Source organism: Haloferax sulfurifontis ATCC BAA-897, from assembly GCF_000337835.1.
GTDB lineage: Archaea > Halobacteriota > Halobacteria > Halobacteriales > Haloferacaceae > Haloferax > Haloferax denitrificans.
Genome location: NZ_AOLM01000004.1, coordinates 226557 through 251184, shown reverse-complemented (window position 1 = coordinate 251184; position 24628 = coordinate 226557). Strand labels below are relative to the sequence as shown.

The window sequence follows — 24628 nt, the reverse complement described above, 5'->3', positions numbered from 1 at the left end:
ACGGAGAGAGTGACGGCGGTCCCCGCGAACGCGGCCGCGGCGACCGATTTTATGTCCCTCGCGCGCGCCCCTCCGGCATGGACATCCTGACCGACGAGACGCGGCGGTTCCTCGCGGCGACCGCGCCCGAACACGACGCGGTGCAGGCCGAGATGGCCGCCTACGCCGACGAGCACGGCTTTCCCATCATCGGTCCCGAGGCGGGCGGCGTGCTCCGCGTCCTCGCGCATCTCGCGGACGCGACGCGGCTGTTCGAGTTCGGCTCCGGCTTCGGCTACTCCGCGACGTGGTTCGCCGAGGGGATGGCCGACGACGGCGAACTCTACCTGACGGAACACGACGCCCACGAACTCGACATGGCGCGGGACTTCCTCGACCGCGCCGGCCTCGCCGACCGGACGACCTTCCTCGAAGGCGACGCGCTCGACCTGTTCGAGGGCGTCGACGGCGAGTTCGACCTCGTGTTGTTGGACCACCAGAAACACCGCTACGCCGAGGCGTTCGACCTCGTCTCCGACCGGGTCGCCGACGGCGGGGTCGTCGTCGCCGACAACGTGATGCGCGGCCCGCTCGACTTCGGCGCGCTCACCGACTGGAGCGAAGGGCAGGCAGAGGCCCTCGACGGGGCCGACGCCGACACCCGCGGCATCGCGGCGTTCCTCGACGCGGTGCGGGCCGACCCGCGGTACGAGACCATCGTCCTCCCGGTCGGAAGCGGCCTCGCGGTCAGCACGCGGGTCGAGTGAGCGCGCGACCGCCGGGCCGCGCGCCGACCGCCGCGCACCGACGTTCGCCACGCTTTTGAGCGCCCACCCCGACCCTTCGGGTATGTTTGGAGGCGGCGGGATGAACCCGCGAAAGATGAAGCAGATGATGAAGCAGATGGGCATCGACGTGACGGAGCTCGATGCCGAGGAAGTCGTCATCAAGACGGCCGACGAGGAACTCGTCTTCAGCGACGCGCAGGTCACGCGCATGGACGCGCAGGGCCAGGAGACGTACCAAATCGTCGGCGAGCCCGAGACGCGCGAACTCGGTGCCGGCGACGACGGCGGCGACGAGTCCGCTGAGTCCGCCGGGGCCGCCGACGCCATCCCGGCCGACGACGTGGCCATCGTGGCCCAGCGCGCCGGCGTCCCCGAGGACGAGGCCCGCGAAGCGCTGGAGGCCGAAGACGGCGACCTCGCCGCGGCCATCGCGCGACTGGAGTGATACTCCTCGTCCACGGCGACCGGGAGTACCTCCGGGCGCCCGGCGACGAGCTTCACACCGACCTCGGGATGCTCACCGTCCCCGAGGACGTCGAAGCCGGCCAGACGCTCGAAACCCACATCGGCGAGGAGTTCCTCGTCCGCGAGCCGCGCGGCCCGGACCTCTTCAACCACTTCGAGCGCACCGGCGCGCCGATGATGCCGCGAGACATCGGCCTCATCGTCGGCCACACGGGCATCGCGGCCGGCGAGCGCGTCCTCGACGCGGGGACCGGCACGGGCGTCCTCTCGGCGTACCTCGGTCGCCTCGGCGTCGACGTGACGACGTTCGAACGCGACGCCGAGTTCGCCGACGTGGCCCGCGAGAACATGCGACTCGCCGGCGTCGAAGAACGCGTCGACGTTCGCACCGGCGACATCACGGACGAGGTCGACGACCTCGCGGCGTCGGCGTTCGACGCGCTCACCCTCGACACCGAGAACGCGCCCGAGGTCGTCCGCCACGCGCCCGACCTGCTCGTGACCGGCGGCTACGTCGCCGTCTACTCCCCGTTCGTGGAGGGCACGCGCGCGGCGGTCGAAGCCGCCAGAGAGGCGGGCCTCTCGGACGTGGAGACGTTCGAGACGATTCAGCGCCACATGGACTTCAACGACCGGGGGTCGCGCCCCTCGACCGCCGGCGTCGGCCACACCGGCTACCTCGTGTTCGCCCGCAACGAGTGAACGACACCGACGCCGCCGGGCCAGCCCCGTTTTCGGTCCGTCGGCGTCGCCTCACCCGACGCGGCGAATCACGCGAAACAGCTCTTCTCTGAACCGCTCCGGCTCGATTACCTCGCGGAGCGCCGCCGCCGTTTCCGCGTCGCCGCCGCGGACCTCGCGGGGGTACGCGCCGCCGGTCAGGAGGAACTCGCCGTCGACCGGCGTCACCGCGAGGTAGGCGTCGGCCGCGAGTTCGACCCCCGCGAGTTCGACGGTCGCGGCGTACCGGACCACGTCGGCCTCGGCTTCGGTCCCGCCGTCGCCGGCGGAACCAGTCTCGTCGCCGCCACCGACCCGAACCCGGAGCGTCCGCGACTCGACGCGCCGAACGTCCGAGAAGCCGCGGGCTTCGAGGCGCGACCGGAAACCGGCGCTCGCGCGCTTGCCGACCAGTTTCGTCAGCGCCTTCGACGGCGGCGTGTGCGGCCGGATTTCGAGGCGGCTGGCGAACAGAAAACGCCACGGGGCGTCGGCGGCCGCCGGCACGCGCTCGCGGATGGCGGCGTCCTCGTAGACGACCGTCCGGGCGACGACGCTGACGGGGCCGAGTTCGAACGGGCGGTCGGTCGCGTCGTCGACGCGGACCCACCCCTCAAGCGGCGGGAGGGTCGGCGGGGCGAGCGCGTCGGCCATACCCCGCGTTACGGACGGAGGGCTCAAAAAGGGGAGTCGCTCAGTGGTCGTCTTCGCGCCACTTGTGGTCGCACTCGACGCAGGTGAAGAAACGCGTCTCGGACTCGTCGGCCGAGCGAATCTGCTTCATCTCGTAGCGCGCCACGTCGTGGCCGCACTTCGGGCAGATGGCCTTCGTCGTCGGCCCGATGTCGGCGTTGTCCACGTCGGACATGTCGACGACCTCGCTGGACTCCTGGCCCTCGGTCGTGACCATCGACTTCTCCTTTTCGCTGTCGCGCGCTTTCTCGTGGCCGTTCGGACAGACCCAGACGCCGTCTTGCGGCGTCATCAGGGACCCGCAGTCGTCGCAAAACTCCATGATAGTACGTCCTACCGCTTGAAGGACTTAAGCGTCAGGATTGCGCCGCGCTCGCGGGGTGAGCGCTGAAAAAGGCCGGCGCGAAGCGAGCGACTGAACCGGGTCGAAACGGGCGACTCAGGCGTCGCCGTCGGACTGCCCCGGCTCGCCGAGCGCCTCGATGGGCATCGCGTTGTTCAGTTCGTAGTACAGGTCCTTCGCGTCGGCGAACTCGGCCGTGAGGCAGTTCCCGACCAACTCGCCGAGGTCGGCGTTCCCGTCGGCCATGAGCACCGTCACACCGTCGAGGGAGGCCGCGGCGTCCCGGCGCGAGACCGGGTACGAGAGGTCTTCGAGGAGGGATTCGACGCGGCCGAGCGTGATGGATTCTTTCACGATTGTTCATTATACATGGAGCGTATTAGCAGTTGTAGGAGCCGTGCTAGCACGGCGACAGTGCGGAATCGGTGAGGCTAATCGGCCGACATCACCGGAGAACGGTCTCTCAGTCGAGTTCTATTCGAAGTCGGGGTCGCGCTTGTCGAGGAACGCCTCCATCCCCTCGCGCTGGTCGTGGGTACCGAACAGGCCGCTCCAGACGCGGGCCTCGAAGTCGAGCGCGGCGTCACGCGGCGCGTCGTGAGACATGTTGATGGCGGCTTTCGCGCCCGCGAGGGCGTGTCGCGGCTTCGACGCGAGCTCGGCGGCGAGGTCCTCGACGTGCGATTCGAGCTGGTCGTGGGCGACGACCTCGCCGACGATGCCGTACTCGTGGGCGTCGCTGGCGTCGATGCGCTCGCCGAAGAAGATGAGCCGTCGCGCGACCTCGTCGCCGACGAGCGCGGGCAGGCGGACGTTCCCGCCCCAACCGGGCGTGATGCCGAGGTCGATTTCGGTCTGCCCGAGGAGCGCGCGCTCGGAGGCGACCCGGAGGTCACACGCCAGCGCAAGTTCCATGCCGCCGCCGAAGGCGTAGCCGTTGATGGCCGCGACGGTCGGCGCGGGGAACTCCTCCAAGCGCGTCGCGATGCGGTGGCCCTGCTCGGCGTAGTTCTGCGCGGCGGGCGTTCCGATGTCCTTCATGTAGCCGATGTCCGCGCCCGCGACGAACGCCTTGTCGCCCGCGCCGGTGAGGACGACCACCCGCGCGCCGCCGTCTTCGGCCTCGTCGAGCGCCGCTTCGAGCGCGTCGAGCGTGTCCGCGTTCAGCGCGTTCATCTGCTCGGGGCGGTCGATGGTGATGGTCGCCACGTCGCCGTCCCAGTCGAGTCGGAGGGTGTCCCAGCTCATACTCGGGGCGACGCGAGGCACAGGGATAATAATTAACGTTCGCCGGTCGCGCCGAAGAATCCAGAACAACGTTATACCCCCTCCGTCGAATCCACCGATATGACGCTCTCCGACGAGGCGGAAGAACGCCTCGCCGACATCGTCCGGCTCCAGCCGACGAAGAACAAGGAGTTACAGAACCGCTGGGACCTCGAAAGCGGGAGCGAGGTCCACCGCTACCTCGAATCCGAGCTGAAAGACTACTACTACCGCGACGACAACAGCCTCATCCGCGCCACCGCGGAGGCCGCCGAACTCGTCGGCGTCGAACCCGGCGTGGAGGGCGACGACGAGGCGGAGTCCGTGCCGAGCGTCATCCGCGTCCCCTCGCTCGAAGCCCGCGTCTTCGAGGTCGTCGCCGGCCCCGACGACCGCTCCGAGAGCGTCGTCAGCGTCCTCAACAAGCTCCGCGAGGAGTTCGACATCGACCCCGACGTGGACGACGTGCGCCGCGCGCTCCAGAGCCTCCGCCGCAAGGGCGTCATCGAGGTCGTCTACCGGACCGTCCCCACGTTCCGCCTCGCCGTCGAGCGCGACGAGGTCGACGTGGAAGTCGTCTGACCGCCCGTCTCCGCGACGCTATTCTCGCCGCTCGAACACCAGCGCGTAGTGGTACGGCGGGATGTCGAGTTCCGCCGTCGCCGCGAGGTCGGTCGCCTCTGCGACCATCGCCGCGGTCTCCTCGGGACCGAGGCGCAGGTCGGTCGGCGGGCCGCGAGGCTCGCCCGCGACGGTCGTCTCCGCTCGGGGGAGCGGCCGCCAGTTGACGACGACGAACCGGCCGCCGTCGGCGAGAATCGACTCGACTTCCGTCAGGAACTCGTCGGGGTCGTCGACCCCGTGGAACGCGTTGGCGAACAGCGCCACGTCGACGGGGTCGGCGAGGTGCCCCGATAGCTCGCGGGCGTCGCCGCGGACCGATACCACGTTGTCGATGCGTTGCTGGGCGGCGAGCTGGTCGAGTTCCGCGAGGAGGTCGTCGTCGAGGTCGACCGCGTACACCGTGGCCGGCGCGACGATTCGCGCCGCCGGCAACGCGAAGTAGCCGTTTCCACAGCCGATTTCGGCGACGGTGTCGCCCGGCGACAACCCGAGGTCCCGAAGCGTCTCGCCCGGCGTCGGCCACAGCTTTCCCCACCAATCCCAGTCCGGCAGACTCGTGTTCTGGAATCGTTCCATATCAGTCGGTCCGAGGGGCGCGAAGTTAGGCGTTCTCACTCCCGCGTTCGGCGCGGTCTCGTTCGCGCTCGCGCCGTGCCTCCAGAATCCGGCGCACACCCTTTCCGGGGCCGCCCTCGATGGGCCACCCCTTCATCCGCCACGCCGGCGGCTCCGGCTCGAACGACGGACACGAGTGGGCGCACTCGCGTTGGCTCTGATAGCAGTCTTTCGCGGCGCACCGCGGGACGAGCGCGCGGCCGCGCCGGTCGAGTTCGAAGTGACGGCAGTCGGGTCGCATCGTGTCCACGTAGTTCCGCCAGCCGCGGTCGAAGGCGCGTTCGGCGAGGACGAGTCGCCGCCGGGCGTCCGCCGGGTCCGGCGAGAGCGAACTCGGGTGCCACAGCACCTCCGCCGAGTCGCCGTCGACGCCGAGGATGCCGACTTCGACCGGGAGGTCCTCCAGCAGGGCGGGTTCGACCCGTCGGCCCGTCACCTCGGTGGCAACCCAGACCTCGTCTGCGAGCGCCCGCGACACGTCGTGTTCGAGTTGGTCGGCGAGCGCGCGCGCGGCGCTGGCGTCGAGGTCCGGCTTGTTCTCGATGGCGACGACGCGCTCGACCCAGTCGGGGTACGGCGCAGTCCGTCGGTACTCGACGCGGTTCCGCGAGCCGCGGCGTTTCTCGACGAGCCCGAGCCCCGCGGCGCGGTGGACCGCCGGCACGACGTGTCGCCACGGGAAGTCGGGTTCGGGGACGGCGTCTCTGTACCACGCCCACTCGGCGGGCGCGTGGCGGACGACGCGCAGGAGGTCCGAGTCGAAGCCGTCGGTCGAGAGGGCGCGTCGGGCGGCGAACGCCTCGGGGTCGACCTCGACGACGACGGTGTCCCAGCGGCGCTCTCGGGTGCCGAGCTGTCGGGCGACGAACGCGGGGCGCGGGCCGTCGGGGTGCCACGCGCGCTCGGCCCAGCGGCAGACCCGTAGCTCGAAGGCGAACTCGGGGTCACGGTCGCTGTCGCGGTCGGCGGCGTCGCTCACGACCGGGAGTTGCGGCGGGGAGCCGAAGGCGTTTCGGTCGGGCGGCTTCGGCGTCCGGCCCGACGACGAAGCAGACGATACCGCGGGTGTCGCCGCTCGCGCCGAACCGCGGCGCTGGCGCTCGCGGATATCGCGTCTCGGGCGTCGGCCGAACCGGCCGACGCTACTTCAGGTACTTGTGTTCGCCCTCGTTTTTCGCGGCGAGTTCGTCGAGGAACTCGTGGGCGCGCTCGAATATCTCGCGGGGGCCGTCCTGCGTGATGGTGTTGATGGCCTGCTCGTAGTCGCGCCACTGGAGGTCGCGGTGCTCGGTCGAGAGCTCCGCGGACGCCTCGAACGACCGCGCGATAAAGAGGTGGACCGTCTTGTGAATCGTCGTACCGTTCGCTTCGAAGACGTAGCTGTAGTCCTCGCGGAAGCCGTCGATGAGACGGAAATCTTGGATTCCCGCCTCCTCTTTGACTTCCCTGATTGCCGTTTGCTGAAGCTCCTCGTCCCCTTCGACCCCGCCCTTCGGGAACTCCCAGTCCCCGGGACGGCTCTTCAGGAGTAAGTACTCCCTCCGGCCGCGGGTGTCGCGGAAGAGAATGGCTCCAGCGCTGACCGCTTCGACTGCCATTACCCGAAATAAACGTGCCACCCTTTAAGAGGGTATCGGAGCCTGTAGCGCGTTCGCACGGTTTTTCACTCGGGATTCGGGTCGTGGGGGCCCGAGTCACCGGTTCGTGTAGATGCGCTTTTACCGTCGGAGCGTGCAACAAGGAGTAGTACCCAGCTATGGCCTTCGTCACAAAACTCACCTTTCAAAGCGGTGATAAGGCGGTCCTCGACCGGGTGGTCGACGACCTCAAGCAATTCATCGAGCGGAAGGGCGCGGAGTGCCGCGGCCCCCACTCCGACCAGCCGAAACAGGTGAGCGTCCCGCAGTACCGGACGCTCCAGCCCGGCGACCAGTTTTCGTCGTGGTCCTACCCCGTCTACACCCGCCGCCTCGAAATCCACGGCGCGGACCAGATCGCCCGCGAAGTCGGCCTCAAGGAGTTCCCCGACAGCGTCCACCTCGAAATCGAAGTCGAACAGAAAAAGCCGCTCGGCCACCGTCGCTGACGGCGGCCGCGGAACGCGAAAAACGACGCGGGTCCCCGCTTTTCCTCCGGTCTCTGCGGTCGCTCAGGCGTCCGGCCCGAGCAGTTCGACCACGTCGCCGGTTCCGACGTGGTTGGTCGCGTCGAACGACGTGACCTCAAGCCGAATCTTGTCTTCGACGGCCGCGTCGCCGCCGTCTTCGACCCGGATGACCGAGTCGCCGATGCGGACGGTGAGGCCGTCGCCGTTGCGCTCGCTGACGTAGGCCGTGATGACCTCGCCGGGTTCGAACGTCGGCGTCGCGGTGCGGAACGTCCAGCCGGCCAAGAGCTTGTCGAGGCGGCTCATACGCGGCTCACCTCCTCGCTCGTGCGGTCGGAGACGTACTCGCGGCCGTAGCCGGTCCACGCGGCGAAGAGGAACACCGCCACGAGGAACCAGCCGTGGAACACGTAGGGGAAGACGGACGCGGGGTTCACGAGCATCTCGGCCGTGAACCACGGCGTCGCCTCGCCGCCGACGAGCCCCTGCATAGCCCCGTAACCGGCGAGCAGGCCGCCGCCCCACGGGAAGATGTAGCCGAGCGCCGAGGTGTTGGCGTCGAGGATGTTGGCGCGGCGGTAGCCGTTGATGTTGAAGCGCTTGCCGAGCGTGGCGATGTAGGGCGCGATGGCGATTTCGGCCGCCGTGTTGATGGTGACCGTCGCGTTGACGAGCGCCGTGCCGACGACCATCGTGGTCTCCGCGCGGCGGACCGTCGTGGCGACGCGGTCGATGACGAGCTCCTGAATCGCGTCGAAGCCGCCGCCGGCGCGCATGATTTCCGCGCCCGCGACGAGCAAGAGCGTCAGGACGATAAGCGGGAAGAAGCCGGCCGCGCCGGAGTAGACGCTCCCGCCGACGCCGACCTGTCCCGCGGGGACGGTCTCGACGACGGCCCCGAGGAGCGGAAGCGCCTCGACCGCCTGCGTGAGCCCGTTCTGCGGCGCGCTGAACAGGAGCATGCTCCCGGCCGACACGTCCACGAGGTTCGCCGCGCCGAGCGCGACGTTGAACGCCGCCGCGAGGAGCAGGCCCCACGAGACGGCCTCGATGATGTGCCGGCCGCGGACGGCGAGGACGATGACCACGGCGATGTCGAGCAGGTGGACGAGCCCCCACGGCGACACCGACGCGGAGACCTCGCCGGCCACGTCGACGTGCGGCATGCCGCCCCAGACGCCGGGGATACCGAAGCCGGCGACGAGATACGCCGCGATTGCGAGCGCCGCCGCGACGACGGCGTACTTCACGCGGGACGCGACGACGCCGCCGATGTCGGCGTCCTGCGTGACCGCGGAGACGATTGTGGTGTCGCTGACGGGCGCGAGGTTGTCCCCGAACACCGCGCCGGAGAGAATCGCGCCGAACAGCAACACGGGGTTCGCGCCGAGGAGGAGCCCCGCCGGGAAGACGAGGCTCGTGAAGGCGATTGCGGTGCCGTAGCCGGTGCCGATACCGGTCGCCAGGAGCGCCGCGAGCAGGAACGTCACCGCCGGAAACAGCCCCGGGCCGACGTTCAGGACCGTGGCCGCCCAGACGAGGCCGTCGACGAAGCCGCCGACCTGGATGGTCTCGGCGAACATCCCCGCCCAGAGCCACGCGACGACCGCCGTCGCGGCGACTCGGCGGGTCATGCCGGCGAAGATGACGTCCGCGTAGTCCTTCCAGTCTCCCCGGACGAACAGCAGTCCCACGATGAGTCCTGTCAGCATCCCCGCGACGAGGCCGGTCGTATCGCCGATACCGAGGATACCGCTCTGGAAAATCGCCCACGCGATGAACAGGGCGATGGGCAGGGCGCTCACGAGGCGCCCGCCGCGGAAACTGAGCTCGATGTCCGGTTCTTCTGGCATCGTTTGTCAGAGATTGACTGGGATATATAATAGGCACGAATTTCCTCCAACTATTTCTTCCAAAGTTGAGTTTCTCGCCCACGAACTGTCGGGAGCGTTTATCATTGCCGGGGAAAAAGAGTCCAGACATGAGCAACCGAGCGACGATGGACGACCTCGTCTCGCTTCGCCGCGACCTGCATCGCCACCCCGAACCCGCGTGGTGCGAGTTCTACACCACCGCCCGCCTCGTCGACGAACTGGAGACGCGCGACCTCGACGCGCTCTACGTCGGCCCCGAGACGCTCGACGCCGACGAGCGCATGGCCGTCCCCGACGACGACGACCTCGACGCGTGGTTCGAGCGGGCCCGCGAGGCCGGCGCGCGCGAGGACGTGCTCGACCGTCTCGCCGGCGGCTACACCGGCGCGGTCGCCGTCGTCGAACGCGGCGAGGGCCCGACCGTCGGCCTCCGCGTCGACATCGACGCGCTCCCCATCCCCGAGTCCGAGGCCGATGACCACCTCCCGGCCGCCGAGGGCTTCCGCTCCGAGAACGAGGGCTTCATGCACGCCTGCGGGCACGACGCCCACGCGACCATCGGGCTCGGCGTCCTCGACGCCGTCATCGACTCCGACTTCGAGGGGACGTTCAAGGTGTTCTTCCAGCCGAGCGAGGAGCAGGTCGCCGGCGGCAAGGCCGTCGCCGAGGGCGGCCACCTAGACGACGTGGACTACCTGCTCGCGGTCCACGTCGGTCTCGACCACCCGACCGGCGAGGTCGTCTGCGGCATCGACGGCTTCCTCGCGGTCTCGCACTTCCGCGCCGAGTTCACCGGCGCGCCGGCCCACGCGGGCGCGAAACCCGAGGAGGGGAAGAACGCGAACCTCGCGGCCGCGACGGCCACTCAGAACCTCTACGGCATCTCCCGGCACTCCGACGGGGCGACCCGCGTCAACGTCGGGCTGATGGGCGGCGGCACCGCCACGAACATCGTCGCCGAAGAGGCGTTCATCGAAGGCGAGGTGCGCGGCGCGACGACGGAACTCATGGAGTACGTCGAGGGCCGCGCCCACACTATCATCGAGTCCGCGGCCGCCATGCACGACTGCGAGGTCGAAATCAACGTCGAGGGCAAGGCCCCGAGCGCCCGGAGCGACGACGCGCTCGCGGCCATCGTCGGCGGCGTGAGCGAGGGCGTCGAGGGCGTCACCTCCATCCTCGACCGCGACGAACTCGGCGGGAGCGAGGACGCGACGTACCTCATGCAACGCGTGCAGGACCGCGGCGGCCTCGCGGCCTACGTCGGCGTCGGCACGGACCACCCCGGCGGCCACCACACCCGGACGTTCGACGTTGACGAGGAGACCATCCGCATCGCCGTCGACGTGCTCGCCGGGAGCGTCGAGCGAATCGCGGCCGAGCGTCCCTGAGACGGTCCGAGCGCGTCGTTCGAGCCACCTCTGACCGCGTTACCGCGACGGAGACGGCACACTGTCGCCCGAATCGCCCCGACGAACCGCCAGCGGTTATTTGTCCCCCCCGTGCATAGCCGCCAGCGATGGGGTTCCTCGGCGGTGAATCGACCGAAGACACAGACCTGCGTCCGGGTCTCGCAGTCGTCGGCATCGCCGTCGGCGTCGCGGTCGTCCAAGTCGCCGTCTTCCCCCACAGCACCGAGGTTCGCTGGCTCCGGTTCGCCGTGGAGTTGCTTCTGGTTCCGATTCCCCTCGCCGGCGCGTTCGTCGTCGGGACCGTCCGCGACGTGCAGGCGGTCTGGCGGCCGCTGTACGCCGGGACCGCGCTGTTCGCCGTCTACGCCGTCACCGACGCGGTCGACGAGCTCGTCACCCAGCCCGAGGCGGTCACGCTCGTCTTCGAAGACGGGACGCTCCTCGTCGGCTCGGTCGCGCTCGTGGTCGGGGCGCTCCGGTGGTCGACCCACCGCGACGCCCGCGAGACGGACCTGCGCCGCCGCAACGAGCGGCTCGACCAGTTCGCGTCGGTCGTCACCCACGACCTCCGCAACCCGCTGAACGTCGCCCAGATGCGACTCGAACTCGCCCGCGAGGGCCACGGGACCGACCACCTCTCGACGGTCGCCGAGGCCCACGACCGGATGGAGGCGCTCATTCAGGACGTGCTCCAGCTCGCCCGCGTCGGCGAGTCGGTCGGCGACGTCGAGCCCGTCAGCCTCGCCACCGTGGCCGCCGACGCGGTGACGAACACCAGCCTCGGGGCGTCGGGACTCACCGTCGAGGCCGACGCGAGACTGCTCGCCGACCGGGGCCGACTCACCGCCGTCTTCGAGAACCTGTTTCGGAACTCCGTCGAACACGGTTCCACGAACCGCCGGGACTCCTCCGACGAGACCGCGGAGCGCGGCGCTCGGAGCGACCAGTCGTCCGCCGCCGAAACTACCCCGGCAGGCGCGGGCGGCCGCCGGGCGGTGGCCGACGCCGACGGGGGAACACCGGGCGTCAACGTCCGCGTCGGCCCGCTCGAAGACGGCTTTTTCGTCGAAGACGACGGCCCCGGCATCCCGCCGGAAGAACAAGACCGAATCTTCGAGTCGGGCTACAGCACCGATACGAAGGGGACCGGTCTCGGCCTCGCCATCGTCGCCGGCGTCGCCGACGCTCACGGCTGGGAGGTGACGGCGACGACCGGCGAAAACGGTGGCGCGCGGTTCGAGTTCCGAGGCGTCTCGTTCGCGGCGGAGTCCGAGGTCAGTACTTCGGGTCCGCGCCGGTGAGTTCGTAGATGTCGTCCATGATGCGGTCCCGCTCGACCTTCCAGCCTTCGAGGGCGCTCGGCCGACTCGGATAGCGGCCGTAGTGAGCCAGCAGTTCGTCGGCGAGGCGCTTGACTTTGAAGAACTCGTAAATCTGGCTCCAGTGGCCGTAGCTCGACGCCGCGGTCTGCGCGAGGAGGACCGGGCCGAACGAGGTCGTCCCGGAGTAGAGCGCCTCCGCCAGCTTCTCGCCGGGGATGGAGGCGATGAGGCCCATCAGGTCGTCCACGTCGACGGCGGTCGAGAGGATGTTGTACACGTCGAGGCTGGCGTAGCGGCCGCCGAAGTGGTCCATGACGCGCTGGTTGTAGCGCCACAGCGTCTCCTCGCTCACGTCGCCGGCTTCGAGCGCGATTGCGGCCTGCTCGCCGGCGTACTTCCCGGCGTAGGCCGCGCCGGCGATGCCGCCGCCGGTCGTCGGGTTGACGTGGGCCGCGGCGTCGCCGACGGCCATGTAGCCCGGCGCGGTCGCCGAGTCGTAGGGGCGGCGGGTCGGGAGGGCGGCGCCGAGCTTGTCGACGACCTCCGCGCCCTCGAATTCGGGGCGCTCGCGGAGGTCCTTTTTCAGGTCGTCGACGAGCTTCATCGGCTCTTCTGTCATCTGGAAGCCGAGGCCGGCGTTGATGGTCGTCTCCGTCCGCGGGAAGTACCAGACGTAGCCCGCGGCGACCTCGGCGGGCTTGAACACGAGCGCGTCCGACCACTCGACGGGCTCGGGGACCTCGACGACCTCGCGGTACGCCGACGAGAAGTGCTGGTAGGAGACGTTCGTGTCGAAGGTGGTCCCGGCGAAGTCCACCTTATCCTGGAGGAGCGACAGCGAGCCCGCGCCGTCGATGACGATGTCGGCGTCGTACTCGACGACCTCGCCGTCGTGTTTGCCGACGATGCCGGTGACGGTGCCGTCGTCGTCCTGTGTCACGTCTTGGACGACCGTGTCGTAGTGGAGTTCCGCGCCGGCTTCCTCCGCGCCCTCGATGATGAGCCGGCCGTACTCCCAGCGGTCGATGACGGCGAGTTCGCCGGGGACCGGGATGTCGAGGACGGTGTCCTCCTGCGGAATCTCGAAGCGGCCGTGGTCGACCTCGGTGTTGGTGAACGCGGGCTCGATTTTCGACTTCGGAATCGCCTCGGGGAAGGCGTCCGCGCCCTTCAGGGCGTCGCCGCAGGCGATGTGGCCCGCTTCCTCCGCGGGCTTTCGCTCGACGATGGTCACGTCGTAGCCCGCGTTCGCGATGGTGGCGGCGGCGTAACAGCCGGAGGTTCCCGCGCCGACGACCACCACGTCCACGGACTGGGTCCGTGGGCTCGCCGAGGAGTCCCCGGCGGTGTCGTTCTCGTCTGTGGACATGGTATCACCTCCATATCGCGGGCTGAAAACTCTTTACTCCCGCACCGACCGCGCGGGGCGACTCCGGCGGGAACCGCTCCCGCCGAGACGCGGCGCTCGACGGGGAGAAACCGGGGACGAGAGGCAGGAGAAAACGGAAACCCGAGGCGACCGAGTCGCTCAGCGGTTGTCGTCGCCGGTGTCGTAGTGCTCGCCCGAGGCGGCCGGGATGCGGGTGCGGCCGACGAGCGCGAGGACGACGAGGACCGTCACGTACGGAATCGTCTGGATGAGCGAGTCAGGAACGCCGTAGCCGGGGACCTGCTGGAGGCGAATCTGGGCGGCCTCCAGCCCCGCGAAGAGGAACGACGCGCCGAACGCGCCGACGGGGTTGTAGTTCCCGAAGAGGAACGCCACGATGGCGATGAAGCCCTTCCCGTTGACCATCGTCTGGTTGTTCCCGACGAACTGGCCGAGGCCGAGCGACAGCGCGGAGCCGCCGATGCCGGCGAGGAAGCCCGAGAGGAGCACGCCCGCGTAGCGGACGCGGCTCACGTCGACGCCGACGGTATCGAGCGCCTTGGGGTTCTCGCCGGACGCGCGGACGTGGCGGCCGAACGCCGTGCGGTTCAGGACGTACCACGACGTCGGGACCGCGACGAGCATCATGTACACCGCGGGGTCGGCGTCGAACAGCGCACCGAAAAACGGGATGTCCGAGAGGACGGGAATCGTCCACGTCCCGAGGGTCGTCCCGAGGTTGTCGGTGTTGACGCCGCCGTAGTAGACGGTCGCCGCGAACGGCGCGAGGCCGAGCGCGATGAGCCAGACGGCGAGGCCGGCGATAATCTGGTCGGCCTTGAAGCGGATGCAGACCACGGCGAACAGCGCCGAGAACAGCACCGACGAGAGGACGCCGGCGAAGAAGCCGATCCAGATGGCCGGCAGGCCGAGGACGGTCATCTCGGGGCCGACGACGGCCGTGGTGATGACCGCGGTGAACGCCGAGATGATGAGCAGACCCTCCAGCCCGATGTTCACCACGCCGGCCTTCTCGGAGAAGATACCGCCGAGCGCGGCGAAGGTGATGGGCACCGAGAGCCGGAGCGCCGACGAGAGCGTGCTCCGACTGGTGAGGATGGCGAGGAGGTTGCCCCAGATACTGCTCGGGAAGGCGAGGCCGAGCAGTGCGATGAGCAGGAAGACGCTCAGCGCCCCGCCGGCGAGCGTCGCTCTGTAAGACAGTTCGGTGTCGCGGAGTCGGTCGATGGTGGTCGTGCTCATTCGTCGTCACCTCCGAGAGCGCCGCCGTCCGTGGCCACGGTCTCCCGGTCCGGTTCGAGGTCGATGGCGGAGCCGAGCATGCGGAAGAACTCGGGCATCGCGACGAACAGGATGATGAGACCGCGGAGGACGCCGACGAGCTGTTTCGGGACGCCGGTCCCGAACTGGACCGCGAGGGAGCCGGACTTGAGCGTCCCGAACAGGAGCGCCGCCGGGACGACGCCGAACGGGTTGTTCCCCGCGAGGATGGAGACGGTGATGCCGTCGAACCCGAGCGCGGGGACGCCGGCCTGCCACTTGCCCATGACCATGAGCACCCAGATGGCACCGCCCATGCCGCCGAGCGCGCCGGAGAGGAACATGCTCGTGACGGTCGTTCGCTTGGCGTCGACGCCGCCGTACTCGGCGGCTTCGGGCTGTTCGCCGCTCGTCCGGAGGTCGTACCCGAAGGAGGTCTGTTCGAGCAGGAACCAGACGGCGACGACGAGCGCGAGGCCGAACGCGAGCGCGAGAATCGAGAAGTCGCCCCCCTGCGGGAACGCCACCGGGAGGAGCGTCGCCCAACCGGGAAGCGGCGTCGTCTCGACGACCTGCGAGTCGGGGTTCGAGAAGAACTCGCTGACGAGGACGAACGCGATTTGCGCGGCGATGAAGTTCAGCATGATGGTCGTGATGACCTCGTTGGCGTCGGCGTACGCCTTGAGCGCGCCCGGAATCGCGCCGTAGAGGCCGCCGACGAGCGCGCCGACGATGACGGCGAGCGGAATCAGGACGAGGCCGCCGACGAGCCCGGACGGGAGCATCGGCGCGACGAAGAAGGAAAACAGCGCCGTCGCGAGGCCGCCGAGGACGAGCTGTCCCTGCGTCCCGATGTTGAACAGGCCCGCGCGGAAGGAGACGGCGACCGAGAGGCCGGTGAAGATGAGGAGCGTCGTCTCCTTGAGCGTGAGCGCGAGCCCGAAGTTCAGCGGGTTCCAGTCGGGGTTGAGCGGTTTGAGAATCCCCGGGCTGTTCACGAGGAACGGCTCGCCGAGCGCCCCGTTGAACAGCACGAGGTACACCTCGACGGGGTCGTAACAGAAGCCGGTACCGAACAGCGTCGTCGCCGCGGTCTGGCACGTCGTGATGCGGCCGGAGACGAGGATGATGACCGCGCCGACGAGCACGGCCATGACGAGCGCGGCGAAGCTGATGAGGATGCGCTCGGTCGCGGAGGCGGCCGTCAGCCGCCGGAGAACGGCCTTCGCGTTCTCGACCGCGCTCATCTGGCGTCACCCACGGGCGGTTCCGCGTCGGTCGCGTCGGCGTCGGGGCGTTCGCCGGCCATGAGCAGGCCGATCTCTTCTTCGGTGGTGTCGCGTGGGTCTACGATGTCCATGAGTTCGCCGTCGTGCATGACGCCGAGGCGGTCCGAGAGGCCCTGCACCTCGTCGAGCTTCGAGGAGACGAGAAGCACCGCTTTGCCCTCGGCTCGGAGGTCCAAGAGCCGCTCGTGGATGAACTCCATCGCGCCGATGTCCACGCCGCGGGTCGGGTGGGTGGCGACGACGAGGTCCGGTTCGCGTTCGAACTCGCGGCCGACGATGAACTTCTGTTGGTTGCCGCCGGAGAAGGACTCCGCGTCGGCGTCGGCGTGCGGCGGTCGAACGTCGTACTCGTCGATGATTCGCTCCGCGTGGTCGCGCGCGTCGGACCAGTGTATCCGGCCGTCGGCGGCGAACGTCGGGCTGTGCTGGCTCCCGAGGATGCCGTTTTGGACGAGGTCGAAGTCCATCACGAGCCCGCGCTCGTGTCGGTCCTCGGGGATGTACGCCATCCCGTCGTCGATGCGGGAGCGGCGCGAGGCGTCGGTGACGTCCCGGCCCTTGTAGGTAATCGAGCCCTCGGTCGGCGTCCGCAGGCCGGTGATGGCTTCGACCAACTGCGACTGGCCGTTGCCGTCGACGCCGGCGACGCCGAACACCTCGCCCTCGCGGATGTCGAACGACACGTCGGAGACGGCGGGGATGCCGCGGTTGTCCTCCGCCGAGAGGTTCCGCACCGCGAGCACCTCGTCGCCCGGTTCCTGCGGTTCGGCCTTCGGTTCGAGGAGGACCTCGCGGCCGACCATCAGCTCGGCGAGTTCCTCGTTCGACGTCTCGTCGGCCTTCACGGTGCCGACGTTCTTGCCGTTTCTGAGGACGGTGATGTCGTCGGCGGCGTGCATGGCCTCGCCGAGCTTGTGGCTGATGAAGATAATCGTCTTCCCCTGTGCAGTCAGCTCCTCGAAGACGCGGAACAGCTCTTCGACCTCCTGGGGAGTGAGGACCGCGGTGGGCTCGTCCAAAATGAGGATGTCCGCCCCGCGGTAGAGTGCTTTCAGAATCTCGACGCGCTGTTGAACGCCGACGCTCACGTCCTCGATGGCGTCGTCGGGGTCCACGTCGAATCCGTATCGGTTCGAGAGGTCGATGACCTCTTGGCGCGCGCGCTCCCGGTCGACGGTCGTGCCGAACCACTTGCGCGGTTCGTTGCCGAGGACGATGTTCTCGGCGACCGTCATGGGGTCGACCAGCATGAAGTGCTGGTGAATCATACCGATTCCGGCGTCGATAGCGTCCGCGGGTGAGTCGAAGTCCCGCGCTTTCCCGTCCACGCGGACGGTCCCCTCCGTGGGTTCGTAGAGCCCGTAGAGGATGTTCATCAACGTCGTCTTGCCGGCCCCGTTCTCTCCCAGAAGTGCGTGCACCGTGCCGCGCTCGACGGTCAGGTCCACGTCGTCGTTCGCCACGACGCCGGGGAACCGTTTTGTGATTTCGTCGAGATGAACAGCGGTGCTCATCTTGACCCTTTTTTCGGGGGGGTTCGCTTAAACTCGTGGGATTCGAGTCGACGCGGGAGTGGTCCACACGGAGCGTCGCGGCGGTTATCGGGGAGTTCGAACTGTTCAACCCGCGGGCATGTTCGACTGCCCGCGGTGTGGAACCGGCAATATTGACTGCTTCGTCTCGGACGCCGTCGCTCGGGGCGCGGCGTCGAAAGAAATGCGAGTGACGGGTCGCGGGGTTACTCGGTCGTCGTCGGAATCTCGATGTCGCCGGCGATGATGGCCTCGCGGGACTCCGAGAGCGCGTCCTTGACGTCCTGCGGGATTTCGGAGCCGAGTTCCGCGCCGTAGACGGCGGCGATGCCGTCCTCTTCGAGGCCGAGCGTCATGGTGGAGCCGCCGCTGAACTCGTCGTTGACGACGTTCTCGACGGAGGTGTACACCGCCGACTCGACGCGCTTGACCATCGAGGCGAGGATGACGTCGGCGTAGTTCGGCTCGGTCTGCGACTGGTCGGAGTCGACGCCGATGGCGAACTTACCCTGCTCTTTCGCCGCCTGGAAGACGCCGAGGCCCGTGCCGCCGGCCGCGTGGTAGACGATGTCCGCGCCGTTGTCGTACATCGACGTGGCGATTTCCTTCCCCTTCGCGGAGTCGGAGAACGACCCGGCGTAGGCCGCGTCGACCGTGATTTCCTCGTCCGCGTGCGCCACACCGGCCTCGAAGCCGGCCTGGAACTTCCGGATGAGCGGGGCGTCGACGCCGCCGACGAAGCCGACGTTCTTCGAGTCGGGCGTCGTCGAGCCGGAGCCCGCCGAGAACTCCTGGGTGGTGAGGAGACCGGCGAGGTAGCCGACCTGGAACGAGCCCTGCTCCTCGCGGAACAGGTAGCTCGCCACGTTGTCCTCGTCGACGGTGTCGTCGACGATCATGAAGTTCTGCTCCGGGAAGTTCGGTGCCGTCTCCGCGAGCGCGGACTTCTGGGCGTAGCCGATGCACGACACGAGGTCGTAGTCCGGATTCGACGACTGCGCGAACCGGCGCTGGAACTGCGGGAACTCCTCGGCCGCCGAGGGCTGAGCCTCGTCGTACTCGACGCCGAACTCCGAGGTCGCCTGCTCGATGCCGCGCTTCGCGGCGTCGTTGAACGACTTGTCACCGAGACCGCCGAGCGCGTAGACCATGCCGACGTAGGCCGCCGGACCGGACTCCTCGGTCGTCTGCTCGGCCGCCGTGGTCTCCTCGCCGCCGGACGACTCGGTCGTCGTCGCCGTCGTCTCTTGGCTCCCCTCGGACGGTCCGCCCGTACAACCTGCGAGGCCCGCGATACCCGCGACCCCTGCCGCTTTGACAAAAGAACGTCTGTCCATATCTATGAACTCCTATTGAGACAGGGGCCGCGAAAATTGCATAAAGGTGTCGTTTCGCGGTTTCAGCGGCGTCGCATCACCACGTTTGCAAATCGGCGGGGACGGGACCGCGGTTCACCTCCGCGGACGTCGAGTTCGCGCCGCGCCGGCTCGCGCTCGCGCCGGGTCGAACCTGCCCCGGTACCCGCTCAGGCGTCCTCGATTTCGCCCTCGACGACGGCCGTCACCTCGTCGACGAGCGCGTCCACGTCGTCGGCCTCAGCGTACACCCGGATGTAGGGCTCGGTCCCCGACGGGCGGACCAGCGTCCACGACGCGTCGGCGAACTCCAGTCGGACGCCGTACTCGGTGTCGACCGACTCGGGGGCCATCGCCTCGGGGAGCGAGCGTTCGAGCGCCGCCATCGCCGCCCCCTTTTTCTCGTCGGAGCAGGGGACGCTCACCTTGCGATACGGGCGCTCCGTAACCGGCTCGCGCAGGCCGGCCATGCCGGACTCGGCGGCGAGACGGGCGACGAGCGCCGCCGAGGCGATGCCGTCTATCCAGCCGCCGAACGACGGGTGGATGTGCTTCCACGGCTCGGCCGCGAACACCACGTCGCCGCCGCCGGCGCGGGCGCTGGCGATGCCCTCGTGGAGCGCCCCGAGGCGGACGCGCTCGACGCGCCCCCCGGCCTCGCGGACCCGCTCGTCGATGCGGCCCGAGGCGTTCGGCGTCGTGACCACGACCGGGTCGTCGGCGTCGGAGACGCGGACGTAGTGCTCGGCGACGATGGCGATGACGGTGTCCTCGTGGACGACCTCGCCGTTTCCGTCGATGATGACGATGCGGTCGGCGTCGCCGTCGTGGCCGATGCCGAAGTCGAAGTCGCCGTCGGCGACGAACGCGATGAGGTCCGCGAGCGTCTCGGGCGTCGGCTTCGACTCGCGGCCGGGGAAGTGGCCGTCTATCTGCCCGTTGAGCGTGACGACGCGCGCGCCGAGGTCGCGGAGGACCTGCGGCGTGCCGAGTGCGGACATGCCGTTGCCGCAGTCGACGGCGACGGAGAGGCCGTCGAGGTCCGACCCGTGCCGGCCGGCGAACTCGACGATTGCGTCGCGGTAGGCGTCGAGGACGCCGCTCGTCCCGGCCGCGCCCCAGTCGTCCCAGTCGGCCGGGGTCGCGCCCGCTTCGACCCGCGTCTCGATGTCTCGTTCGAGGTCGCGGTCGTACTCCTGTCCGTCGACGAACATCTTGATGCCGTTGTCCGTCGGGGGGTTGTGCGAGGCCGTGAGCATGACGCCGCGGCGGCCCCGCGAGGCGAACGCGAGCGCCGGCGTCGGGACGACGCCCACGCGGGTCACGTCAGCGCCCGCGGAGAGCAGGCCGGCCTCGACGGCGGCGACGAGGCCCTGTCCGGTCGTCCGTCCGTCGCGGCCGACGACGAACTCGGCGGACCCGTCCGATTCGAGCGCGGCGAGGCCGGCGGCGCGGCCGACGCTGAGGGCGAGTTCCGGCGTCACTCGCTCCGTCGCGCTCCCGCGGATGCCGGCGGTGCCGAAAAGTTCCATAGTCCAGCGTTGGCGGGGTCGTACTTAGATGCTGACGGTTCGGGAGATGCGTGCGAGGCGGGCGCACGGGTCGGTGGCGGCGACGACCGCGGAGACGGTCGCTCGGGGAGCCTGCCCCCCGAGGAACCGACCGCCCGAGACAGCACGCCTTTGACGCCGGGGGACGAAGCGAAAGCCATGAGCGAACACGGCCGAACTCGCGCGCACGTCTACGTCTCGGGCCACGTCCAAGGCGTCTACTACCGGGCGACGACCCGCGACACCGCCCGCGACCGCGGCGTCGACGGCTGGGTGAAGAACCTCGCCGACGGCCGCGTCGAGGCCGTCTTCGAGGGCCCCCGCGACGACGTGGAGGCGATGGTCGAGTGGTGCCACGACGGGAGTCCGATGGCGACCGTCGAGGACGTGGACGTCACCTACGAGGAACCGGACGGCGAGACCGGCTTCCGCGTCGAGCGCTGACGGGAACCCGACAACCGACCGATAACATCAACGAGACGGCCAAATCGTTCAAGCGGGGTTCGGGGGACCTGTCCCCATGCGCTTCCGGAACGACACGCGGGGAATCGGCGTCGCCAAACTGTTTTTCACGCTCGTCACGAGCGTCGGGCTCGGCCTCTCGATGGGCACCTCGTTTCTCATCGTCCGCGGGCCGTTCCTCGGCGGGCCGTCGCTCGACCCGTTCCCGATGATGGCGGCGCTCGCGGTCTTCATCGCCGGCATCGTCGTGCTCTCGTGGGGGTCGACGCGGCTGTTCGGCGTGGCAACCGGCGCGTGAGAATCGGCACGTGAAATCGGCGCGAGACACGGCACAGCACGGCACAGCACGGCACAGCACGGCTCACGCCGGCCGGTCGACGCCGAGTTCGGCCATCGCGCGGACCACGACGTGCGCCTCCACGAGGTCGCGTTCCTCGACCATGGGGTCGTCAGAGTCGTCGATGACGGCGCGCGCCTCGGCGAGCATGCGGTCTTCCTGTTCTGTCTGGTCGGGCTCGTCGCGGGTGCTGTTCAGAAGCGCCTCGAAGTCCTCGCGGATGCTGAAGTCCGCGCGGGCGACGTTACACCGCGAAAGCGGGTGCATGCCGAGGTCCAAGACCAACTCGGCGACGAGCTCCCAGTCGCTCTCGCAGAACTGGAGCGTCACGTCGCCGACGATGTCGCGCCACGCGATGGGGGCGGCGTTCTCCATGAGCATCACCGCTCGCGGGGGGACCGCGATGCGGGCGACGGTCTTCGGGTCGTCACAGAGACAGCAGGGCTGGTCCGTCCTGCCGGTGTACATACGCGGGGTTAGGATGGGTCGCAGATGTAGCTTCGGGCCGGAGACCCGAGGCTCGAAACCGGGCGAGAACGGGGCGAAACGCCGACCGAAGCGGACGCTCGGGGCGTGGAAACGGTCGGGTTCGAGCCCGGGGCGGGGTCGTCGAACCCGAGTAGAGGCAGCGGGAGGCGCGGCCGACTGCGTGCTGGCACTGAATCACGCATTGGGCTGGGCTGGGTATTCTGTGGTGGCGACAGTGGCCACGCCATCTATCTGATTGAACACCGTGCATAAATATCTTCTCCTCTGAGAATACCACGCACTATTGTTGACTATATACTAGTGTGTTTCAACATTCTGGAGTCGGTTATGCATGATTGTCAATCCGAGAGATGCCATCCGAGAGCGCTCACCGGGACGCGAATCGCCATCTCCAGTCCGACGGCGTCTGTCGGCGGGTCGCTCGGGAGCGACGCGAGGGGACGGCTGGCCGCGGCGGCGAGGACGAGCGCGTCGAGCACGTCGTCGCGGGCCACGTCGCGGCGGAGCGTCCGGTCCAGCGTCTCGCGGTAGGCGCGCTCGGGGTCGAACTCTGACTGGTCGGTCGCGTCGGCTTCCGAACTGTCGCCGCCGTCCCCGGAGACCTCGTTTCCAGCGAACGCCGTCCTGAGCACGTCGAGGCGGCGGTCACGGCCCTCGGGCGTCGATTTCGGTTCCGAGAGGGGTTCGCCGGCGAACGCGGCGAACGCGAGTTCGGGATGGGACTCGAACACGCGCTGTCGGGCGCGCGGCGTCTGCCGGAAGACGGCGTCTGCCTCGCGGATTTTGGGCACGAGATGCCACGCCTGAATCGAGAGTCCCGCCCCGGTCCGCTCGCGGTTGGCCGCGCTGGCCGCCTCGTGGGAGTCGGCGGCGAGGACGGCCCGAACGGGCGCGAAGAAGACGGTGGCGGCCCGAGAGCCGAGTCGCTCGCGGGCCTCGCGGTCGCACGCCCGGCGGGCGGCGTCGGGCAAGCCGATAGGGATGTCGACGAGCACTCGCGCGGCGTCGCGCTCGCGGGCGAGGTCCCAGACGGCGGCGAAGTCGGCGACGACTCGCACGGAGAGGCCGCCCGCGGCGGCGACGGCGCACACCCAGCCGGCCCAACAGCCGTCGACGCCGACGACGGGGGAAAAGCGTCGCTGTGACACGAGTCGAGCTACGTCGTCGAGCGAGAGAAAACCCAGGGGCTAGGAGTCGAGGACCGCGGCCGTCATCTGCCGACAGGAGTCGCGGAGGTCGCTGAGCGTCACATCGATAGCCGCATCGAGCGAGACGAGCAGTTTCACGCCGTCGTCGAGCGGCACCCTGACGATGAGCACGTCGTCGATGGCGAACGCGACGAGTTCCGGGCCTCCGATTGGCAGGTCTTCGAGGGGTTGGTCGATGGCCTCCTCGTTCGTGAGCGTCGCAACGAGCGTCTTGACGGTGTCCTCGTCGTAGCGGTCGAGAAGCGACCGCTCGAAGAACCGAATCCGCGTCTGAAGCGGCTCGCACCACGCAATCGCCCGGAGCGCGTCCCCGTACGCGTTCTGTAACTCGGAAGACATTTCCGGCGCGGGGAACTCGCCCGCTTCGACGACGGTAACGTCCGCCTCCCGGTCGAGCGCGACGCGCTCGTAGGCGAGTTCGCCGAGGTCCGTCAGCCCGTAGAGCCTCCCTTTCTGCTGTGACTCCGGCACCAACAGTTCGACGATGCCCCGCTCCCGAAGTTCGGAGAGCGCCCGGGACACGTGCGGCTGTGCGAGGTCGGTCTCGGCGGCGATTCGGGAGGGAAGTCCCGAACCGTGCTCCGAGAGATACCGACAGACGGCCAGCCGGTACCGTGAACTCGCGATATGCCCCGCGGAATCCCACGTCTCGGTCATAACCGAGACTCTCCGCTGGTCGTTTTCATCATGATTGACACGCCCCGTGATGTTATGGAGTGCCAAGCGGGGTATATCTTTCGAGGGTCGGACAATACTACCATATACGTACCATATATGAGTTGAGAACGAAACGACTGGGCACCCTATCGCCTCAGATGAGACGAAATCGGCACCGGTTGAATGTACTCATCAGACGTGTGAACCCCGAGTAACGCCCGTGTAACCGGATACCCGAACGGTTACCCGGTGACACTCGTATCAGCAAACATATATGTTGGTTCGGACTCGTACCAGGTAACGCAATGTTAGTAGTTCTCCGGACGACGGACCGCCACACGACCACCGCCGCGACGGAGGTGTCGAGATGAGCGTCGCGCTCCAGTTCGCCTCCCCGGGCGCGGACGTCGCGTACCTCCTCGCGCGCGTCCTCTTCGGCGCGGTGCTCGCGTTCATGGGACTCAACCACTTCCTGAACCTCGACCACATGACCGGCTACGCGGAGATGAAGGGCCTGCCGGCACCCCGCCTCGGCGTCGTCGTCTCCGGCGGGATGCTCGTCTTCGGCGGGCTCGGTATCGTCCTCGGCGTCTTCCCCGTGCTCGCCGCCGGTGCCGTCGCCGTCTTCCTCGTGGTCGGGACGCCGGTGTTCCACAACTTCTGGGCGGTCCCCGAGGACCAACAGGAGTCCGAGATGACCGGCTTCCTGAAGAACGTCGTCATGCTCGGCGGCGCGCTCGTCTTCCTCGCGCTCAGCGGGACGACGTGGTCCTACGCCATCGGCCTGACGCTGTTCTAACCCCGCGGACGGGGCCGCGGCGCGAGTTCCGACACGAACCCGGCAGAACACCCGCCTCGACGCCGACACCGAACCGACACCAACACCCGAGC

General features: G+C 68.8%; 28 protein-coding genes. 10 read left to right on the top strand and 18 right to left on the bottom strand.

Annotation, left to right across the window (positions count from 1 at the left end; translation table 11 throughout):
• Positions 1 to 77: 77 nt before the first annotated feature.
• From C441_RS03500 to C441_RS03490, 3 genes are all read left to right on the top strand, one after another.
• Positions 78 to 746, top strand: a complete 669-nt coding sequence (locus C441_RS03500; RefSeq protein ID WP_007273816.1) for an O-methyltransferase — start codon at positions 78 to 80, stop codon at positions 744 to 746.
• 82 nt (positions 747 to 828) lie between these two features.
• The gene (locus tag C441_RS03495; RefSeq protein WP_083874860.1) at positions 829 to 1212 is read left to right on the top strand and encodes a nascent polypeptide-associated complex protein; all 384 of its coding nucleotides are present in this window, start codon (positions 829 to 831) and stop codon (positions 1210 to 1212) included.
• Positions 1209 to 1934 (top strand): methyltransferase domain-containing protein, encoded by a 726-nt coding sequence (locus C441_RS03490; protein WP_007273814.1) that lies wholly within the window; start codon positions 1209 to 1211, stop codon positions 1932 to 1934. The genes C441_RS03495 and C441_RS03490 overlap by 4 nt, the downstream gene beginning before the upstream one ends.
• Positions 1935 to 1985: 51 nt before the next feature.
• On the opposite strand, the gene C441_RS03485 is transcribed toward C441_RS03490, so the two are convergent.
• From C441_RS03485 to C441_RS03470, 4 genes are all read right to left on the bottom strand, one after another.
• Entirely contained in the window at positions 1986 to 2606 is a 621-nt protein-coding gene (locus tag C441_RS03485; RefSeq protein ID WP_007273813.1) for a DUF6517 family protein, read from the bottom strand.
• A 40-nt stretch (positions 2607 to 2646) separates the two neighbouring features.
• Positions 2647 to 2967: a transcription factor S gene (locus C441_RS03480; RefSeq protein ID WP_008574128.1), complete on the bottom strand. Its 321-nt coding sequence runs from the start codon at positions 2965 to 2967 to the stop codon at positions 2647 to 2649.
• A 117-nt stretch (positions 2968 to 3084) separates the two neighbouring features.
• A complete protein-coding gene (locus tag C441_RS03475; RefSeq protein ID WP_007273812.1) occupies positions 3085 to 3342 on the bottom strand; it encodes a DUF5789 family protein in 258 nt (85 codons plus the stop codon).
• A 120-nt stretch (positions 3343 to 3462) separates the two neighbouring features.
• Positions 3463 to 4236 carry an enoyl-CoA hydratase/isomerase family protein gene (locus tag C441_RS03470; protein WP_007273811.1) on the bottom strand — a complete coding sequence of 258 codons (774 nt, stop codon included), beginning with the start codon at positions 4234 to 4236 and terminating at the stop codon, positions 3463 to 3465.
• A gap of 99 nt (positions 4237 to 4335) precedes the next feature.
• Here C441_RS03470 and C441_RS03465 point away from each other — a divergent pair, with 99 nt between their 5' ends.
• Positions 4336 to 4836: a DUF5797 family protein gene (locus C441_RS03465; protein WP_007273810.1), complete on the top strand. Its 501-nt coding sequence runs from the start codon at positions 4336 to 4338 to the stop codon at positions 4834 to 4836.
• An 18-nt stretch (positions 4837 to 4854) separates the two neighbouring features.
• On the opposite strand, the gene C441_RS03460 is transcribed toward C441_RS03465, so the two are convergent.
• The 3 genes from C441_RS03460 to C441_RS03450 form a co-directional block, all read right to left on the bottom strand.
• Entirely contained in the window at positions 4855 to 5454 is a 600-nt protein-coding gene (locus tag C441_RS03460) for a class I SAM-dependent methyltransferase (protein WP_007273809.1), read from the bottom strand.
• A 25-nt stretch (positions 5455 to 5479) separates the two neighbouring features.
• Positions 5480 to 6472 (bottom strand): DUF5787 family protein, encoded by a 993-nt coding sequence (locus C441_RS03455; protein ID WP_007273808.1) that lies wholly within the window; start codon positions 6470 to 6472, stop codon positions 5480 to 5482.
• A 163-nt stretch (positions 6473 to 6635) separates the two neighbouring features.
• Positions 6636 to 7091: a bis(5'-nucleosyl)-tetraphosphatase gene (locus C441_RS03450; protein ID WP_007273807.1), complete on the bottom strand. Its 456-nt coding sequence runs from the start codon at positions 7089 to 7091 to the stop codon at positions 6636 to 6638.
• Positions 7092 to 7249: 158 nt separating this feature from the next.
• On the opposite strand from C441_RS03450, the gene C441_RS03445 reads away from it, so the two are divergent.
• On the top strand, positions 7250 to 7579 hold the full coding sequence (locus C441_RS03445) for an uS10/mL48 family ribosomal protein (RefSeq protein WP_004969907.1): 330 nt from the start codon (positions 7250 to 7252) through the stop codon (positions 7577 to 7579).
• Between the two features lie 63 nt (positions 7580 to 7642).
• On the opposite strand, the gene C441_RS03440 is transcribed toward C441_RS03445, so the two are convergent.
• Together C441_RS03440 and C441_RS03435 are read right to left on the bottom strand one after the other, a co-directional pair.
• On the bottom strand, positions 7643 to 7906 hold the full coding sequence (locus C441_RS03440) for a DUF7513 family protein (RefSeq protein WP_007273806.1): 264 nt from the start codon (positions 7904 to 7906) through the stop codon (positions 7643 to 7645).
• A complete protein-coding gene (locus C441_RS03435; RefSeq protein ID WP_007273805.1) occupies positions 7903 to 9453 on the bottom strand; it encodes a Na+/H+ antiporter NhaC family protein in 1551 nt (516 codons plus the stop codon). Before C441_RS03435 ends, C441_RS03440 begins: the two co-directional genes overlap by 4 nt.
• A 128-nt stretch (positions 9454 to 9581) precedes the next feature.
• Between C441_RS03435 and C441_RS03430 the strand changes: the two genes are divergently transcribed.
• Positions 9582 to 10865, top strand: coding sequence for an amidohydrolase (locus tag C441_RS03430; RefSeq protein ID WP_049920401.1), 1284 nt, complete (start codon positions 9582 to 9584; stop codon positions 10863 to 10865).
• Between the two features lie 128 nt (positions 10866 to 10993).
• Complete coding sequence (locus tag C441_RS03425) at positions 10994 to 12187, top strand: sensor histidine kinase (RefSeq protein WP_007273803.1); 1194 nt, start codon at positions 10994 to 10996, stop codon at positions 12185 to 12187.
• Here C441_RS03425 and C441_RS03420 read toward each other — a convergent pair.
• The 6 genes from C441_RS03420 to C441_RS03395 all read right to left on the bottom strand — a co-directional run bounded on the left by C441_RS03420 (position 12162) and on the right by C441_RS03395 (position 20566).
• Positions 12162 to 13577 carry a geranylgeranyl reductase family protein gene (locus C441_RS03420; protein ID WP_007273802.1) on the bottom strand — a complete coding sequence of 472 codons (1416 nt, stop codon included), beginning with the start codon at positions 13575 to 13577 and terminating at the stop codon, positions 12162 to 12164. The genes C441_RS03425 and C441_RS03420 overlap by 26 nt on opposite strands.
• A gap of 159 nt (positions 13578 to 13736) precedes the next feature.
• A complete protein-coding gene (locus C441_RS03415) occupies positions 13737 to 14840 on the bottom strand; it encodes an ABC transporter permease (protein ID WP_007273801.1) in 1104 nt (367 codons plus the stop codon).
• Complete coding sequence (locus C441_RS03410; RefSeq protein WP_007273800.1) at positions 14837 to 16105, bottom strand: ABC transporter permease; 1269 nt, start codon at positions 16103 to 16105, stop codon at positions 14837 to 14839. The genes C441_RS03415 and C441_RS03410 overlap by 4 nt, the downstream gene beginning before the upstream one ends.
• Positions 16102 to 17661 carry an ABC transporter ATP-binding protein gene (locus C441_RS03405; protein WP_007273799.1) on the bottom strand — a complete coding sequence of 520 codons (1560 nt, stop codon included), beginning with the start codon at positions 17659 to 17661 and terminating at the stop codon, positions 16102 to 16104. The genes C441_RS03410 and C441_RS03405 overlap by 4 nt, the downstream gene beginning before the upstream one ends.
• A 224-nt stretch (positions 17662 to 17885) precedes the next feature.
• Positions 17886 to 19016: a BMP family lipoprotein gene (locus tag C441_RS03400; RefSeq protein WP_007273798.1), complete on the bottom strand. Its 1131-nt coding sequence runs from the start codon at positions 19014 to 19016 to the stop codon at positions 17886 to 17888.
• Between the two features lie 188 nt (positions 19017 to 19204).
• Complete coding sequence (locus tag C441_RS03395) at positions 19205 to 20566, bottom strand: phosphopentomutase/phosphoglucosamine mutase (RefSeq protein WP_007273797.1); 1362 nt, start codon at positions 20564 to 20566, stop codon at positions 19205 to 19207.
• Between the two features lie 177 nt (positions 20567 to 20743).
• Here C441_RS03395 and C441_RS03390 point away from each other — a divergent pair, with 177 nt between their 5' ends.
• The gene (locus C441_RS03390; protein ID WP_007273796.1) at positions 20744 to 21028 is read left to right on the top strand and encodes an acylphosphatase; all 285 of its coding nucleotides are present in this window, start codon (positions 20744 to 20746) and stop codon (positions 21026 to 21028) included.
• A gap of 76 nt (positions 21029 to 21104) precedes the next feature.
• A complete protein-coding gene (locus tag C441_RS03385) occupies positions 21105 to 21344 on the top strand; it encodes a hypothetical protein (protein WP_007273795.1) in 240 nt (79 codons plus the stop codon).
• A gap of 63 nt (positions 21345 to 21407) precedes the next feature.
• Here the strand turns inward: C441_RS03385 and C441_RS03380 are convergent, their stop codons facing one another.
• From C441_RS03380 to C441_RS03370, 3 genes are all read right to left on the bottom strand, one after another.
• Positions 21408 to 21851, bottom strand: a complete 444-nt coding sequence (locus C441_RS03380; protein WP_007273794.1) for a hypothetical protein — start codon at positions 21849 to 21851, stop codon at positions 21408 to 21410.
• Positions 21852 to 22210: 359 nt separating this feature from the next.
• Positions 22211 to 23020, bottom strand: coding sequence for a DUF429 domain-containing protein (locus tag C441_RS03375; protein ID WP_007273793.1), 810 nt, complete (start codon positions 23018 to 23020; stop codon positions 22211 to 22213).
• A 39-nt stretch (positions 23021 to 23059) separates the two neighbouring features.
• Positions 23060 to 23737: a winged helix-turn-helix domain-containing protein gene (locus C441_RS03370; RefSeq protein ID WP_007273792.1), complete on the bottom strand. Its 678-nt coding sequence runs from the start codon at positions 23735 to 23737 to the stop codon at positions 23060 to 23062.
• A gap of 367 nt (positions 23738 to 24104) precedes the next feature.
• Between C441_RS03370 and C441_RS03365 the strand changes: the two genes are divergently transcribed.
• Positions 24105 to 24536, top strand: coding sequence for a DoxX family protein (locus C441_RS03365; RefSeq protein WP_007273791.1), 432 nt, complete (start codon positions 24105 to 24107; stop codon positions 24534 to 24536).
• The last annotated feature ends 92 nt before the right edge of the window (positions 24537 to 24628 follow it).

Excerpts from the sequence above, each read along its gene's own strand:
- C441_RS03500 (WP_007273816.1), top strand. The coding sequence starts at position 78 with ATGGACATCCTGACCGACGAGACGCGGCGGTTCCTCGCGGCGACCGCG.
- C441_RS03495 (WP_083874860.1), top strand. The coding sequence starts at position 829 with ATGTTTGGAGGCGGCGGGATGAACCCGCGAAAGATGAAGCAGATGATG.
- C441_RS03485 (WP_007273813.1), bottom strand. The coding sequence starts at position 2,606 with ATGGCCGACGCGCTCGCCCCGCCGACCCTCCCGCCGCTTGAGGGGTGG.
- C441_RS03480 (WP_008574128.1), bottom strand. The coding sequence starts at position 2,967 with ATGGAGTTTTGCGACGACTGCGGGTCCCTGATGACGCCGCAAGACGGC.
- C441_RS03470 (WP_007273811.1), bottom strand. The coding sequence starts at position 4,236 with ATGAGCTGGGACACCCTCCGACTCGACTGGGACGGCGACGTGGCGACC.
- C441_RS03465 (WP_007273810.1), top strand. The coding sequence starts at position 4,336 with ATGACGCTCTCCGACGAGGCGGAAGAACGCCTCGCCGACATCGTCCGG.
- C441_RS03460 (WP_007273809.1), bottom strand. The coding sequence starts at position 5,454 with ATGGAACGATTCCAGAACACGAGTCTGCCGGACTGGGATTGGTGGGGA.
- C441_RS03450 (WP_007273807.1), bottom strand. The coding sequence starts at position 7,091 with ATGGCAGTCGAAGCGGTCAGCGCTGGAGCCATTCTCTTCCGCGACACC.
- C441_RS03445 (WP_004969907.1), top strand. The coding sequence starts at position 7,250 with ATGGCCTTCGTCACAAAACTCACCTTTCAAAGCGGTGATAAGGCGGTC.
- C441_RS03440 (WP_007273806.1), bottom strand. The coding sequence starts at position 7,906 with ATGAGCCGCCTCGACAAGCTCTTGGCCGGCTGGACGTTCCGCACCGCG.
- C441_RS03435 (WP_007273805.1), bottom strand. The coding sequence starts at position 9,453 with ATGCCAGAAGAACCGGACATCGAGCTCAGTTTCCGCGGCGGGCGCCTC.
- C441_RS03430 (WP_049920401.1), top strand. The coding sequence starts at position 9,582 with ATGAGCAACCGAGCGACGATGGACGACCTCGTCTCGCTTCGCCGCGAC.
- C441_RS03425 (WP_007273803.1), top strand. The coding sequence starts at position 10,994 with ATGGGGTTCCTCGGCGGTGAATCGACCGAAGACACAGACCTGCGTCCG.
- C441_RS03420 (WP_007273802.1), bottom strand. The coding sequence starts at position 13,577 with ATGTCCACAGACGAGAACGACACCGCCGGGGACTCCTCGGCGAGCCCA.
- C441_RS03415 (WP_007273801.1), bottom strand. The coding sequence starts at position 14,840 with ATGAGCACGACCACCATCGACCGACTCCGCGACACCGAACTGTCTTAC.
- C441_RS03410 (WP_007273800.1), bottom strand. The coding sequence starts at position 16,105 with ATGAGCGCGGTCGAGAACGCGAAGGCCGTTCTCCGGCGGCTGACGGCC.
- C441_RS03405 (WP_007273799.1), bottom strand. The coding sequence starts at position 17,661 with ATGAGCACCGCTGTTCATCTCGACGAAATCACAAAACGGTTCCCCGGC.
- C441_RS03400 (WP_007273798.1), bottom strand. The coding sequence starts at position 19,016 with ATGGACAGACGTTCTTTTGTCAAAGCGGCAGGGGTCGCGGGTATCGCG.
- C441_RS03395 (WP_007273797.1), bottom strand. The coding sequence starts at position 20,566 with ATGGAACTTTTCGGCACCGCCGGCATCCGCGGGAGCGCGACGGAGCGA.
- C441_RS03390 (WP_007273796.1), top strand. The coding sequence starts at position 20,744 with ATGAGCGAACACGGCCGAACTCGCGCGCACGTCTACGTCTCGGGCCAC.
- C441_RS03385 (WP_007273795.1), top strand. The coding sequence starts at position 21,105 with ATGCGCTTCCGGAACGACACGCGGGGAATCGGCGTCGCCAAACTGTTT.
- C441_RS03380 (WP_007273794.1), bottom strand. The coding sequence starts at position 21,851 with ATGTACACCGGCAGGACGGACCAGCCCTGCTGTCTCTGTGACGACCCG.
- C441_RS03370 (WP_007273792.1), bottom strand. The coding sequence starts at position 23,737 with ATGACCGAGACGTGGGATTCCGCGGGGCATATCGCGAGTTCACGGTAC.
- C441_RS03365 (WP_007273791.1), top strand. The coding sequence starts at position 24,105 with ATGAGCGTCGCGCTCCAGTTCGCCTCCCCGGGCGCGGACGTCGCGTAC.